Annotated in this window: 17 protein-coding genes and 1 pseudogene; 10 read left to right on the forward strand and 8 right to left on the reverse strand. The window is 38.4% G+C overall.

The annotated features are described in order from the left end of the window. Nucleotides 1-970, reverse strand: a 970-nt coding sequence (gene coaBC / locus A2003_RS13025; protein ID WP_286687473.1) for a bifunctional phosphopantothenoylcysteine decarboxylase/phosphopantothenate--cysteine ligase CoaBC, incomplete at its 3' end; no start/stop codon positions are given. A gap of 110 nt (nucleotides 971-1,080) precedes the next feature. On the opposite strand from coaBC, the gene radC reads away from it, so the two are divergent. Beyond that, nucleotides 1,081-1,821, forward strand: a complete 741-nt coding sequence (gene radC / locus A2003_RS13030) for a RadC family protein (RefSeq protein WP_004960941.1) — start codon at nucleotides 1,081-1,083, stop codon at nucleotides 1,819-1,821. 38 nt (nucleotides 1,822-1,859) lie between these two features. Then, entirely contained in the window at nucleotides 1,860-2,771 is a 912-nt protein-coding gene (locus A2003_RS13035) for a bestrophin family protein (RefSeq protein ID WP_004906518.1), read from the forward strand. 7 nt (nucleotides 2,772-2,778) lie between these two features. Here A2003_RS13035 and A2003_RS13040 read toward each other — a convergent pair whose 3' ends face one another. Next, entirely contained in the window at nucleotides 2,779-3,630 is an 852-nt protein-coding gene (locus tag A2003_RS13040) for a PHP domain-containing protein (RefSeq protein WP_042893224.1), read from the reverse strand. Nucleotides 3,631-3,675: 45 nt separating this feature from the next. Between A2003_RS13040 and A2003_RS13045 the strand changes: the two genes are divergently transcribed. The 4 genes from A2003_RS13045 to mnmC are packed head-to-tail and all read left to right on the forward strand — an operon-like array spanning nucleotide 3,676 to nucleotide 7,038. Further along, entirely contained in the window at nucleotides 3,676-4,287 is a 612-nt protein-coding gene (locus A2003_RS13045; RefSeq protein WP_286687474.1) for a septation protein IspZ, read from the forward strand. 24 nt (nucleotides 4,288-4,311) lie between these two features. Continuing rightward, on the forward strand, nucleotides 4,312-4,614 hold the full coding sequence (locus tag A2003_RS13050) for a YciI family protein (RefSeq protein ID WP_004906511.1): 303 nt from the start codon (nucleotides 4,312-4,314) through the stop codon (nucleotides 4,612-4,614). A 3-nt stretch (nucleotides 4,615-4,617) separates the two neighbouring features. Continuing rightward, nucleotides 4,618-5,115 carry an SH3 domain-containing protein gene (locus A2003_RS13055; protein ID WP_286687475.1) on the forward strand — a complete coding sequence of 166 codons (498 nt, stop codon included), beginning with the start codon at nucleotides 4,618-4,620 and terminating at the stop codon, nucleotides 5,113-5,115. Nucleotides 5,116-5,127: 12 nt separating this feature from the next. Beyond that, the gene (gene mnmC, locus A2003_RS13060) at nucleotides 5,128-7,038 is read left to right on the forward strand and encodes a bifunctional tRNA (5-methylaminomethyl-2-thiouridine)(34)-methyltransferase MnmC2/FAD-dependent 5-carboxymethylaminomethyl-2-thiouridine(34) oxidoreductase MnmC1 (protein WP_286687476.1); all 1,911 of its coding nucleotides are present in this window, start codon (nucleotides 5,128-5,130) and stop codon (nucleotides 7,036-7,038) included. A gap of 81 nt (nucleotides 7,039-7,119) precedes the next feature. Here the strand turns inward: mnmC and A2003_RS13065 are convergent, their stop codons facing one another. After that, entirely contained in the window at nucleotides 7,120-7,434 is a 315-nt protein-coding gene (locus A2003_RS13065; RefSeq protein ID WP_004955533.1) for a rhodanese-like domain-containing protein, read from the reverse strand. Between the two features lie 90 nt (nucleotides 7,435-7,524). On the opposite strand from A2003_RS13065, the gene A2003_RS13070 reads away from it, so the two are divergent. The 3 genes and pseudogenes from A2003_RS13070 to A2003_RS13080 all read left to right on the forward strand — a co-directional run bounded on the left by A2003_RS13070 (nucleotide 7,525) and on the right by A2003_RS13080 (nucleotide 9,091). After that, complete coding sequence (locus A2003_RS13070) at nucleotides 7,525-8,013, forward strand: YajQ family cyclic di-GMP-binding protein (RefSeq protein WP_004637859.1); 489 nt, start codon at nucleotides 7,525-7,527, stop codon at nucleotides 8,011-8,013. Nucleotides 8,014-8,027: 14 nt separating this feature from the next. After that, complete coding sequence (locus A2003_RS13075) at nucleotides 8,028-8,522, forward strand: DUF4442 domain-containing protein (RefSeq protein ID WP_204379282.1); 495 nt, start codon at nucleotides 8,028-8,030, stop codon at nucleotides 8,520-8,522. A 138-nt stretch (nucleotides 8,523-8,660) separates the two neighbouring features. Continuing rightward, nucleotides 8,661-9,091, forward strand: a pseudogene (locus A2003_RS13080) (nuclear transport factor 2 family protein). 38 nt (nucleotides 9,092-9,129) lie between these two features. Here A2003_RS13080 and msrC read toward each other — a convergent pair. The 4 genes from msrC to A2003_RS13100 are packed head-to-tail and all read right to left on the reverse strand — an operon-like array spanning nucleotide 9,130 to nucleotide 11,427. After that, nucleotides 9,130-9,618 carry a free L-methionine (R)-S-oxide reductase MsrC gene (msrC, locus tag A2003_RS13085; RefSeq protein WP_286687477.1) on the reverse strand — a complete coding sequence of 163 codons (489 nt, stop codon included), beginning with the start codon at nucleotides 9,616-9,618 and terminating at the stop codon, nucleotides 9,130-9,132. Between the two features lie 48 nt (nucleotides 9,619-9,666). Continuing rightward, nucleotides 9,667-10,089, reverse strand: a complete 423-nt coding sequence (locus A2003_RS13090) for an acyl-CoA thioesterase (RefSeq protein ID WP_039047703.1) — start codon at nucleotides 10,087-10,089, stop codon at nucleotides 9,667-9,669. An 18-nt stretch (nucleotides 10,090-10,107) separates the two neighbouring features. After that, complete coding sequence (trxC, locus tag A2003_RS13095; protein WP_125318826.1) at nucleotides 10,108-10,530, reverse strand: thioredoxin TrxC; 423 nt, start codon at nucleotides 10,528-10,530, stop codon at nucleotides 10,108-10,110. Continuing rightward, the gene (locus A2003_RS13100) at nucleotides 10,531-11,427 is read right to left on the reverse strand and encodes an alpha/beta hydrolase (RefSeq protein ID WP_004906487.1); all 897 of its coding nucleotides are present in this window, start codon (nucleotides 11,425-11,427) and stop codon (nucleotides 10,531-10,533) included. Nucleotides 11,428-11,549: 122 nt separating this feature from the next. Between A2003_RS13100 and A2003_RS13105 the strand changes: the two genes are divergently transcribed. Further along, nucleotides 11,550-11,885, forward strand: coding sequence for a protein tyrosine phosphatase family protein (locus tag A2003_RS13105; RefSeq protein ID WP_004955517.1), 336 nt, complete (start codon nucleotides 11,550-11,552; stop codon nucleotides 11,883-11,885). A 59-nt stretch (nucleotides 11,886-11,944) separates the two neighbouring features. Here the strand turns inward: A2003_RS13105 and A2003_RS13110 are convergent, their stop codons facing one another. Continuing rightward, nucleotides 11,945-13,426 (reverse strand): Ig-like domain-containing protein, encoded by a 1,482-nt coding sequence (locus A2003_RS13110; RefSeq protein ID WP_286687478.1) that lies wholly within the window; start codon nucleotides 13,424-13,426, stop codon nucleotides 11,945-11,947. Nucleotides 13,427-13,926: the final 500 nt, after the last annotated feature.

The raw sequence follows: 13,926 nt of genomic DNA on the forward strand, positions 1-13,926 counted from the left end.
TCGCTACGATATCTGGATTCTTAACCAATGAAACTGCAAGTTCATCTCCAGACTTTTTAATTTTATGTTCCGCAACTTCAGCAACTCGATAATCAGCAACAGCGGCAGTTGCAATAAAAATATCACAACCTTCTTTGAGCTGATTCATACTAACATCAAGCATTTGCATAGCAGATTTCACATTAATTCTATCAACACCATTTGGTGTATCTAAACTGACAGGACCTGCAACTAAAGTGACTTTTGCACCAGCCGCATAACATGCTGCTGCCAAAGAAAAGCCCATTTTTCCTGTACTGTGATTAGAAATATAACGGACAGGATCAATTGCTTCACGCGTTGGACCCGCAGTGATAGTGACACGCTTGCCAGCGAGTAAACCAAATTTCTCAGCAATTGCACGCTGCGCTTTATGAAAATAAGCGGCTACTTGTTTGGCTAAATCTTCAGGTTCAGGCATACGACCTAGACCAACATCTCCACAAGCTTGTTCACCAGCATCAGGCATAATGACATGCACACCATCTTCAACCAGAGTTTGTAGATTGCGTTGCGTTGCTTTTGCTGCCCACATTTGCTGGTTCATAGCAGGTGCAACCCAAACAGGGGCTTTCGTCGCTAAATATAATGTACTGAGCAAATCATCTGCCAAACCATTGGCAAATTTCGCAATCGTGTCACAACTTGCTGGAGCGACTAACACTAAATCAGCCCATCGCGCCAACTCGATGTGTCCCATACCTGCTTCTGCTTCAGGGTTGAGTAGCTCAGTATGTACAGGATTCCCTGACAAGGCTTGAAATGTTAAAGGTGTGATAAATGCTTGTGCGCCATGTGTCATGACCACGCGGACATCGAAACCAAAATCTTTTAAACGGCGTACTAAAATGGCACTTTTATAGGCAGCAATACCACCCGTAACCGCTAATATAATGTTTTTATGTGGAATTACACTTAGATCGAAGCTCACAAACAGTGTACCTTTCTGTTGCAGTGGCGCTCACAATATCATTAAATATCGCCATACCCAAGTGATGCACTTGGAAAAATTATCATCATAAAAAAATTATGTGAATAAAAATGAATCAATCCATAAAACAATCCATTAAAGCATGGCCCGAACAAGAACGACCAAGAGAACGTTTACTCTCGCAAGGACCTCAAAGTTTATCGGATGCTGAACTACTAGCGATTTTTCTCCGCTCTGGCTCAAAACAACACTCAGCTGTTGAACTTTCTCGTATCCTGATTCAGCATTTTGGAGGATTGAACCCAATTTTTGATGCTTCGTTAGAAGACTTGTCCCAATTTAATGGCATCGCGTCAACCAAATATGCGCAACTCATGGCAGTCAAAGAATTAGGACGACGTTATTTGAATAACTATTTTCATCAACAACGACTATGTTTAGATCATTCTTCTTTGGTTTTGGATTATTTACGTTATGAACTTCTAGGTGAAAAACAAGAAGTGTTTGCTGTTCTGTGTTTAGATGCAGAACTGAGGAAGCTTCATTTCAAAAAACTATTTTACGGTTCGCAGCATTCATGTAGCGTTTCATTGAATCAGACCCTACGCTACGCAATTCAACAACAAGCCTGTCAAATCGTCGTTGCACACAACCATCCCTACGGAATAGCCCAACCTTCAAATGAAGACATCTACTTTACTCAACAACTCAAACAAGCTTGTAAATTGGTTGAAATTCATTTGATTGATCACTTTATTATTTCACCTGATGGCTATTTTTCTTTTACTGAACAACAACTACTCAACCCTATTAAAATCAAGCAATCTGATCTTGACAAAGCGCCCATCTAACATGAACATCAACAGATAAAATTAATGATTCAAATAACATGATTGTCCGCGACCAGCCTAGCATTTTTAAAGTTTTATTCTCATGGCGCGGGACGATTTTACCCAAAATTTTACCCTCTTTAGGTTTTGTCATGTTGATCTCTGCAATTATTGGCGGAGTTGAATATATTGACCTATATCGTTTTCCTGAAATTCCATTGGTTGGTTTTACGTTGATCGGCGTTGTACTGTCGATTTTCTTAGGTTTCAAAAATACGGCATGTTATGACCGTTGGTGGGAAGCTCGTAAACTTTGGGGTGTTCTAATTGCGACTTCACGTCATTTTGATCGAGATTGTCGTGTGTTGGCACAAGCCAGACGTGAAAGGATCATTCAAAATGTGATCGTTTTTGCAAATGTGCTACGTGATCGATTACGCCACCAAACAGCCAACCCAACTGAACTGACCGAAACAAGTGGTTTGAGTCAGCAAGCTTTGAATCAGCTTTACCAACAACATAATGCTCCGCAATACACACTCAGCCTTATTCAATGGGAACTATTGCAAGCGCTGAAAGATGGTGAAATTTCCGATGTCATTTATACACAAATGAACCGTCATGTCGCAGCTTTAAGTGAGATGCAAACAGGTTGTGATCGTATTGCCAATACCCCTATTCCTTTTGCTTATTCGGTCTTATTGAACCGAACTGTTTATTTTTTCTGTTTTATGCTGCCATTTAGCTTAGGTTCTTTACTTGGTTTAGTCACACCGCTCTTAGTCGGAATTTTAGCTTATACCTTTTTGGGACTCGATGCGCTGAGCACAGAAATTGAAGAACCTTTTGGAACGCAAAGCAATGACTTACCTTTAGATGCGATGGTACGTTCAATTGAAATTGAACTGCTAAGCACGCTGGGCAGACCTACTCCACCGCCCATACAGGCACATGATCACAACTTATTGTGAGGTAGAATTATTGGAAACGATCCCAAATTCCAATTTGCCCTTCTTTTACTCGTGGCGTATTACCAAGTTTAATCCACGGCATATTTTCCCCATGAAAATCACTGCCTATCGAAACGGCTAAATCAAACTGCTGAATCATTCGATCAACCATTTGACGTGTCGAAGCAGGTTCTATACTTGGAGGTAATTCAACCGCATCTCCTCCCGCCTCGGCAAATAATTCAATTAAATATCTGATATTCGTCGCAGATAAATCATAGCGCGTTGGGTGAGCCAATACAGCAAAACCCTGACTCGCATGTATCACATCGATGGTATCTTTTAAGCCTAATCCTTCAAATTTTACGAAAGCCTTTTTTCCTTCTTTTAGGAAACGGTCAAATGCCTGCTGTGGACGACTAACGATATTTTTCTCTACCAATGTTTTAGCGATATGTGTTCGGGTCACACGATCTGCTTGCCCATCAACCTTCGCAATTACATCTGGATAAATATCAAAATCAATACATTTCTCTAATAAGTCACAGATGACCTTAGCTCGCTCCGCACGGACTTTTTTCTGATTTTCAAGCATAGCTTGGATCGGTGTTTCATCTTGCATATTCAGCGCCACGATATGCACACCATAGCTTTTTTTCGTGTTTGGTCTTGACCACTGACTCGATATTTCAACACCAGAAATAATCTGAATATCATGATCTTGAGCATACTTTCGTGCAGAGCTTAAACCATCCATAGTGTCATGGTCAGTTACAGCCAACATATGGATTTTCAAATCGACAGCAGCCTGTACCAGTTGCTCAGGAGAGAACGTACCATCAGAAATGTGAGTATGTGTATGTAAATCGACACCGAACATGGTTTGTATTATGCTATCTGACCTATTTCATCATCGTACTGTAACATGAAAGCGTTGCTCGACTACCTTCCGCTGATTATCTTCTTCTACTTTTATAAAACGACCGATCCCAAAGATAGTCAACATCCCCTTCTCCAATTGGTGGGTAGCGCAGGAAATACTGATCAAAATCATATCCTTGTTGCAACATGCGCGCTTCTTATTTCAACCTTAGTGGTTTATGGCTGTTTGTTCTTTTTCCAAAAATTCAAACTGGAAAAAATGCAATGGTTTATTGTGGTGATGTCCATTATTTTTGGAGGAATCACTTTAATTTTCAGTGATGTAACTTACATTAAATTGAAAGCTGTCATCATCAATATTGGAATAGGTATCGGGTTCTTAGTCACGCCTTTATTCAATAAAGAACGGATGCCAATTATCCAAAAATTATTAGGTTCGTTACTTGAGTTAAGTCCTCAAGGTTGGATGCGTTTAAACTGGGCTTGGTGTGGGCAATTCTTCTTATTAGCCTCACTACATTTTTTCTTCGGTTTTATCTTTATGCAAGGCAAATATTGGGGCGAGTTCACCGCATTTGGCGATATTATCGTTTCTATCAGTTACCTTGCTGTTATACTGTTTTGCTTAAGAAAGCATTTTAAAACCACAGACTAAATTTAAAGTTATTGAGCTACATCTATGCCCTATTTTGTGCTGACTTGTACTGATCGTGAAGGTACTCTAGAAAAACGTTTAGCAACACGACCTCAACATTTAGAACGTTTACAAAAATTAGATGATGAAGGTCGTCTGATCGCAGCGGGCGCTCATCCTAAAGACCCAAACAATCCTCAAGCAGGATTCTTAGGTAGCACGATTATTGTCGAATTTGATAGTCGTGAAGCTCTCGATGCATGGATCCAAGATGAACCGTTCTTAAAAGAAGGGATATATGCTGATATCGAAGTGAAATTGTTCAACAAAGCTTTTCCAAAAGGGTAAATCATGCAAGTTTCAGTGAGAAGCTTTTTCGCTTTATGTTTACTCAGTTCAATGACTTGGGCTGTTGAACCAACAACGCCATCAGCACCAACAGCGGCTACGCCTACAACACCCGTTACTACACCTGCAACTGTACAACCTAAACCTGCAACAGCAACAACAGGCGGCTCCACAAACAATACAACAACGGCTACAGCGCCTAAGCCGTTGACTGCGGAACAAATTGCAAAAGCCAAACACCAACAAGATGCAAAAGTCAAAGCCATGATTCAAGATCAAGCAACACGCTTGAAACAACTTGAACATGCAAATCTGCAAGCTCTGTCTCAAAACCAAGAATTGCAATTAAAAAATGATAACTTGACTGTACAAGTCCAAGTTCTGCAAAGTGAACGCAGTGCTCAGATGTTTTTATATGGCGCTATGACGATTGCTGTCGGGGTAATTTTAGGTTTCTTTATCGCAAGTTATGTCTATACCAAACGTCGTCGTCAGTGGTAAATATTAATCTTCATGTCACAAACATTAAAACTTCAAACAGCTGAATTAGATTGGGAACTTGTTGATGGTATCGAAGTTCCCATATCTAAACAATTTGGCGATGTCTACTTTTCTAAAGATAACGGTTTACTCGAAACACGCCATGTGTTTTTAAACGGAAATGATCTTAGTACACGGTTATCAGAACTCTCTGACTTTCAGTATTTCTGTGTAGGTGAAACGGGTTTTGGTACAGGACTCAATATTCTTACCCTTTGGCAACTTTGGCAAAGTGTTCGCCCTGATAATCACAGTCATTTACATGTCATCAGTGTTGAAAAATTCCCTCTCAGTAAAGCTGATCTCATACGTGCGCTTAGTGTTTGGGATGAGCTTAAACCTCTTGCAGATAAACTAGTACAACAATACCCATTACCGATTGCAGGTTGTCATCGCCTGAGTTTTCCCGAAGAGCGATTTAGCATCGATCTATGGCTCGGTGATGCGCAGGACATTTTCCCAAGTATCCCAAAAACACAATCAGTCAATGCTTGGTTTCTCGATGGGTTTGCGCCTTCATGTAACCCTGATATGTGGCAAGAAAATGTATTAAATCATATTGTGCGCTTATCCGGGTACGCAACGACCTTTGCATCCTTCAGCGTTGCAGGTGTTCTTAAACGCGGACTAAAACAACACGGGATCCAAATCAGCCGACCTAGAGGCTTTGGTCACAAACGAGAAATGTTAAAAGCCATTTGGCTAGACTGCCCAGATCAGGAAAATCCAGAGGCTGAGCCGCTCCAAGAGCGTCCAGCAGCATTACCTGAAACAACGCAACTAAAGCAGCGACAAATCGCCATTATCGGTGCTGGAATAGCAGGTTTGACCACCGCATGGGCATTTGCTCAACGTGGACATCAAGTGATGATTTACGAGCAAAATGAACCACTTTCAGGTGCTTCTGGTAATCCTCTTGCGTTACTCAATCCCAAGCTGTGTCCAATTGATCAAGCCCATGAACATTTAATGACTCTAAGCTGGCAGCATGCTTTAAACTTTTATTCACGATTTAAAGCATTCCGTGCAATCCAAGTAGAACAGATCGCAATAAAAAATGCCGATGAGCTACTTGGACTAGAACAACAATATCCTGAATCAGTTTTCGGGACAGCTCATTCTTCTCCCAATCAAACACTCGAAACCCACTATCCAAGTTTGATATTGCAGCAAGCTGGCGCAGTTTCTCCTCATGTGTTGCGTGATGAGATTTTAAAACATCCAAATATCAGCATAAAAAAAGCCAAAGTTTCTCGTCTTAGACCAAAAGCAACGCAAACAGAAATTTGGCAAGATCAGGACTTAATTTCGGTAGCAGATCACGTCATCGTATGTTGTGCAAAACAAAGTGCTGCCTTATTTGAAAACTATCCTGTATTGAAGCCTATTCGAGGGCAGGTCAGTTGGGTAAATAACACCATACAGCCTTTGGCCTTGAATCAGGCTTATAGCTATGGTGGTTATTGTATGCAGTTAGATGACTCTCAATTGATTTTAGGTGCATCCTTCTATCCTAACCGTGACGATAGTGATGTTCTTGCTGAAGACCATGTGCATAATTACGAACTTATCCACAGTGTCTTCCCACAATATGCTGAACAACTTCCATCGATCGACATATGGCAAGGTCGTGCTTCTATTCGGGCGCAGAGTTCAGACTATTTCCCTTTGGTTGGGAAAATAGAATCAAACAGTGAAATTTATACTTTTGCAGGTTTAGGTTCTAAAGGATTTTTATTTGCACCATTATGCAGTGAGATTTTAGCTGCATTAGTATTGGGTGAGCTTTGTCCAGCTCCACAATCTTTACTAAGTAAATTGAATCCTTTACGTTTTCAGAAAAAAGTAAAAGTAAAGAAACCGTATTATTCGAAGCAAATGTAGTTTTTATCTTTCAAATAGAAACTTTGATTTATTTTTATGAGTTTGCCAAAACACAAATGTATTTTGGCAAACTTTTTTCATTTACACACCTTCTACAAGAGGTAAACCAGCATCACGTGCTGCACGAGTACCTCCCATCAAAACGACGTATTCACGTGAACTATCTAGACCTTCTAAAAGTTCGGCTGCTCGTGGTGCTTTACTGCCACCACCACATAAAATGTAAATCGGCTGATCCGCTGCAACTTGAGTCAAACTATCCGCAGTTAATTCAGCAATAGGACGATTTACTGCCCCTTTGACATGAGCCTCTGAATACGCTTTGGTATCTCGGACATCCCAGATGATCGCGTCCTCTGGGAACTCAAATGTTGTAATTTCTTGTTTACGGATCATTGCGCACTCCTTTGATGTAAACAACACTTGGCAAATGAAGAAAACACCCTTAGCATCTCAAATATTCTTTCCCTTTGTAAAGGTCTAACCATGCCTTCTTTTGATATTGTTTCTGAATTAGAGTTATTTGAAGTCAATCATGCGGTACAAAACACGCAAAAAGAGATTGGTACACGTTTTGACTTTCGCGGACAAGACGTTTCGATCGAGTTAAATGAGAAAAATAAAGAGATTAAAATCTCGACTGAAAGTGATTTCCAATGTGAACAAGTCTATACCATGCTTGAAAATCATTTCTATAAACGTAAGGTTGATGTACAAGCGCTTGATCCACAAAAAGCCACTGCATCAGGTAAACATGTAGTACAAGTGATCAAACTCAAAGATGGACTTGACTCAGATACTGCAAAAAAAATTAATAAAGCCATTAAAGAAAGTGGTATCAAAGCGCAATCTTCTATCCAAGGAGACAAAATCCGCGTCACTGATAAAAAACGTGACACGTTGCAACAAGTCATGAATTTTTTACGTGAACAACAATTTGGTCTGCCACTGCAATTTAATAATTTCAAAGACTAAGCAATAGGCTCGCTATGGCAAAAGATAACCGTCTTTATACGTTAGTTAAAACCACTTCTAAATTCCCTAAAGGTATCCGTAGTACCTTATGGAGCAAAGCATTTGGTCATGTTGTTCCGATGGTAGGAACAGCGAACATACGCTATTTAGAAGTAGATAAAGATCATGTGACTGTTCGCATTGAAAACCAACGTAATATGCAAAATCATATTAAGGGTGTACACGCCGCAGCTATGGCTTTATTAGCTGAGACAGCAACTGGATTTTTAACAGGTTTACATGTACCTGATGATCGCATTTTATTGATCAAATCTTTACATGTAGATTATTTAAAAGTCGCACAAGGCGGTTTAACTGCAACTGCAACATTATCTGCTGATCAACAAAAGTTCATTGCAAATAATGAAAAAGGCGAGCTACTGATTCCTGTTACGGTCATTGATGATTCTGCAAATGAACCGATCCATTGCCAAATGCTTTGGGCTTGGTTACCCAAACGTAAAAAATAATAACTGATCTAAACTTCTTTTAGATAGTTACTCAGCCCAAGATACAAATACCGTTTTGTTTCTTGGGCTTGATATTATGAAAAAATTTACTTTATTCCCATCATATTTTTGACGACTATCATTACTGCTTGTTCTTCTATTCCATCCAATACGACTCATCTTAACAGCTCGAACCAAACTCTCTCCGATGAGCTATCAGAACAAAATAAGAAAATTGTCGTGGACTTTTATGAAGGTGTTTTTTTGAAACACCAAGTTAAAGCATATGCTGGTCGCTATATTGGCGACCAATATATTCAACATAATCCGAATGTTCCCGATGGCAAAGCACCTTTTGTAAACTTCTTTACGGAGAAATTTAGCAATAATCCAGCAGCAAAAAATGTAATTAAAAAAGCGATTGCTGAAAAAACCTAGTTGTTCTACATGTTCATTCAACTGAAAATGATACAGATCGGGAGCGAGCGATTATTGATATTTTCCGTGTTGAAAATGGGAAAATTGTCGAGCATTGGGATGTGATTCAAAACATCCCAGAGCAAAGTAAAAACAGTAATACCATGTTCTAGCTACAAAGGTATAGCCCAAATAAATTTGGGTTATACCTTTATGAATGAGAAATTGATGTTTCAATAATAGAAATAAGTTGCTGCAGATATTTAGCATCGACTTCATCAAACTGATTGAGTTCATCACTATCAATATCTAGTACACCAACACATTCCGTATTTTGCATAATCGGCAATACGATTTCTGATTTAGACGCTGAGCTACATGCAATATGTCCTGGAAACAACTCAACATCAGGCACGATAATAACTTGTTGTTGTTGCCATGCTGTACCACATACACCACGACCTTTCGCTATACGAGTACAGGCAATTGGTCCCTGAAATGGACCTAATACTAATTCATTTTGCTTAACCAAATAAAAACCAACCCATAACCAACCAAATTGCTGTTTCAGTGCAGCACAAATATTTGCAAGATTAGCAATCAGGTCAGGCTCACCCTCAACAATTGCTTTAATCTGAGGGATAATACTTTGATATTGTTCGGCTTTATCGCCTTGTTGCAAAATGAGCTCTTCAGCCATGCTTAAATCCTAACGAGATAACTCCCTAATCGTATCAAGCAAATACGCTTAAACCGATAGCGTTGCTGTAAATTTCTGTCTAACTTCTTCTGAAATTTGACGTTTATTACCCTTTACATCGACCGCAACAAAAGTAAACACCCCTTCAGTAATTCGCACTGGTTCACGCGAATCATCATGACTGTTCCATACTTCAATTTGAACTTGAACCGAAGTATTACCAACTTTCAAGATTTTCGTATAGCAACTAATCACATTTCCGACTTTCACAGGGACTAAAAAAGTCATCTGATTAATTGCAATCGTTGCACAACGACCTTTACTGAAACGCTCGACGTGAATTGCACCAGCCAAATCCATTTGAGATACAATCCATCCCCCAAAAACATCACCACTCCAGTTAGTATCAGCAGGCATTGCAATCGTTTGCAAAGAAAGCGTGCCTTCAGGATGGTTCAAACGCTCAGTCATATCAAAGATCTCTTGATGTTACTTCAAATGTTGTTGTAGCCATTGCTGAAGTTCAGGTGCACGTAATGCTCCGCTCACTCGAGCAATTTCAGTTGTTTTGTTCATCAGCACTAGAGTTGGAATACTACGTACGTTAAATGCTGCACTCAATCTTGGATTTGCTTCTGTATCAATCTTTGCAAAAATCACATATGGATTTTGGGTTGCAACTTGAGCAAAATGTGGAGCCATCATTTTGCATGGGCCACACCATTCTGCCCACAAATCAATCAATACAGGTAAATCAGTATTAGAAATAAAATTACTGAAATTTTGTTCATTCAATTCAATAGGTTGTTGTGGTAATAATGGCTGATGGCATTTACCACAACTTGGATGCGTACTTAATTTCTCTTCTGGCACACGATTTTTTGCACCACATGAACTACAGACTATAATCATTTACATCACTCCAATATGTTGATGCAAAAATTCTAATTGGGTTGTGACTGCTTTTTCAAACCATGAACCATGATAAATATCAAAATGTTTAATATCCCACTCATGATACGTGACAAATGGCGCAATATTGGTCGCTGCTTCACGACTAGACTGAATTGGAATTAAAGTGTCATTTTTAGCAGCAATGAATAAAACAGGAATATTAATTTTTCGTACAAATTGGATTGGGCGATAACGCATCAAATTAAAAAATACACGTGCTGGAACTTCACCACTCCAATAATAATCAGGATTCACTATTGAATGATATCCAAAGTAGCTATCAGATGTAGGTAAAAAACAAAGCTTGTATTGATCAACAACAGGCAGTGTTTTAGGTGCAAGCCCCATTTTTGAGCCCATATAATCCTGACTTGATCGCTTTAATGCTTCAGGATAGCGTTGCAAAGGATAAAGTTTCGCTGTTTCAGCACCATCAACATACGGAACTTGAACCATGATTGCCTGAATGTTTTTTAGGTCTGTCGCTAAACTTAAAGCATAACCGCCGCTTAATGAGGTTCCCCACAAAATAATACGTCTACTATCAATATATTTACAATTTGATGCATACTGAACTATGGTTTTCCAATCATCTAATTGAGCACTTAAAGAGATCAACTCTCGAGGTTTCCCAGTACTCCCCCCCCAATAACGATAATCAAATAAAATAACAGCATAACCCGCTTGTGCAAAACGCTGCGCATACTGAATTAATTTAAACTGACGTAATCCAGCAAAACCATGCGCCATAATAATAACGGCTGGTTTTATGTTGGATTTCGGTAGATAAAAATCAGCTGCAATCGTTTCATCACCACTAGGAACATACAACGGCTCAACTGTATAGGTGTGCATGCGCGCTCCATTGCGTTATCTTTTGCTTATCATCATGTATTTACTATAGACATTTAAACTCAAGATCAAGCTTAATGCTATGATAGAGCATAAAATGTTTTGTTTATTTTTGGAGTGACAAGATGTCAGAAAATGTTGGTTTTGCAGGTCAAATTGGTCCTGAACATGTTGAGCAAGTCGTCGAAAAAGGCTTCAAATCAATCATCAATAACCGTCCTGATATGGAAGGCGGGCCAGAACAACCTACTAGTGCTCAAATAGAAGAAGCAGCACGTTCAGCAGGTCTTGATTATGTATATCAACCCGTTGTATCAGGTCAAATGACTGAGTTAGATGTTCGTACTTTTGCTAATCATTTTAATGAATTACCAAAACCAGTTTTAATGTTCTGCCGCACAGGTAATCGTTCAAATAACTTATATCAATTAGCTAAACAAATGGATTTATTAGATGATTAAATCTTAAATGATTGGCAAATAAAAAACGGCTCGAAAGCCGTTTTTTATTTAACTATAAATTATTGGCCATCTAAACAATTTGAAGAGACACCATATGGACTTGTCAAGTTTGGTGCAATTCCATTCGCTATATCAACATCACTTGCTAAATAGCTGAGAGAAAAACTTGTTGAGCCACTAATCGATTTACCACTTACAATTGAATCCGCTAACAACTGTACAGTTAAATAGCCTGCATAAATTTTAGGATACTGAATTTTTAAATCAAAACGACCATTTGCATCAGTTGTGTATTTATTATCTGTAGCTGGTGTGCCTTCAGAATTAATAAACGATACAACTTGTACAGTTTGCCCTTCTTTTACAGGTTTTAACTGATTAACTTGCTTACCATCGCTGTTAACAATAATTGATGGTGTAACACATTGAGTAATTTCAGCAGGTAGATATTTATCAGCTTTACCATCTAACGGAGTATTGGTGTCAAAGAATCCATAGAATCCCTTATTGTAAGTTAATGCATTTACACCCATGACTACATCTTGATTTGGTAAAGGCTTACCATCAACATCTGTTACTTGTACAGAAACATTTTGATAATAATAAACGCCACCAGCCGAGTTCTCAATTTGAGTTGGATTATATGCAACTGAAATAGCACCAACAGGTTTAGGAACAATTGAATTTACTATATCAAGTTTATAAGTATAGACTTTCGTTGACTGACCAAAGTTCGCTTCAAATACTAAATCATCAGCTATGAACTGTTCAGCAGTATAAGATGGGGCTCTCTGTGTTTCAGTAAATGATAATGTATAAGTAATCTTTCCATTTGCATCAGTTTGAGAAGCATTAGGCGTGAATTTAACACCATTCAAAGCAGAGTTCTTTACTTTTAAAGAAATAGCTTGATTTGCTAAAGTAGCACCATTTGCATCTACCGCAGTCAATGTTACCGTGGTTTGATCTCCACGGACATTTAAAGATGTTTTAGTTGCATCAAATAAAACAACACTTGTAGTATCTGAGCCAGTGGTTGTATCTGCTCCCGTAACAGCGATTGTTTGTTCTTGATTTAATTTCCCATCATTTGTTGAGACAACGATTTTAAAACCATTCTTAATTAGATCAGACAAAGTTGTAGATGTAGCAGGTGTTTTTAAAACAAAAACAGCATTTCCTGATTCATCAGTTTGTTGCTTAGAAAGTCCTGTATTGATCACATTATCAGTTGGGTCTATGATTGATAAAGTAACTGGTGCATCAGCAACACCACCTTTATTAGTATCTAAGGCACGAACAGTTACTATTAACTGACCGTTTGTCGCTGCAATTGCTAATTTATCTAATTCAATCTTCAAACCAGTTGCTGTAACTGTAGGGGTTACGACTTCACCACCAGTATTCCCACCACCAGACTCACCACTGGAATCATTATCATTTGATCCATAATATCCCCCACCGCCACCACAACTTGCTAATAAAACAGATATCGTAATCGCAGATAATTTTAACTTTAGTTGCTTTTTATTCATTAACATTCCATTTCCCCTATGTTCATTTTGAATGTAATTTTCTTCATTATTAAAAAAAATGGGTAATGAAACCATATTCTAGATTTGGTGTAAATAAAATTTAATTTTGAAAGAAATTTTAGATGAACTAGGTCACATTTTAATTAAGATAATTTTATCGAAAGATAATAATCGTCACTTTTATTTAATTTCTGAGCGAATTTTAAAACCTTTTTTTTACACAACAATTTATAAATCTAACTAACCATTGTCGTAGAGCTTCGCCAGCGATTGCTTTTAAGCTATCCGTCATCAGAGACATGCCTAAAAGGAATAAACCGATACCACCTAGCAACTGGATAATTACATTCAATGCTGAATTCCTTTTTATAATTATGAATTTAAATCAATCATAAATTGAAGTAGGGAGAAAACAATTGAGATTTTGTAGATTGCTTTTAAATTTTCAACCACGCAATAAAAAACACCCCTAACCGTTAGGTTAGGGGTGTTTTAGATTTAAAAGC

The sequence above is a fragment of the Acinetobacter sp. GWC1_38_13 genome (genome assembly GCF_001767535.1).
Classification (GTDB): domain Bacteria; phylum Pseudomonadota; class Gammaproteobacteria; order Pseudomonadales; family Moraxellaceae; genus Acinetobacter; species Acinetobacter junii.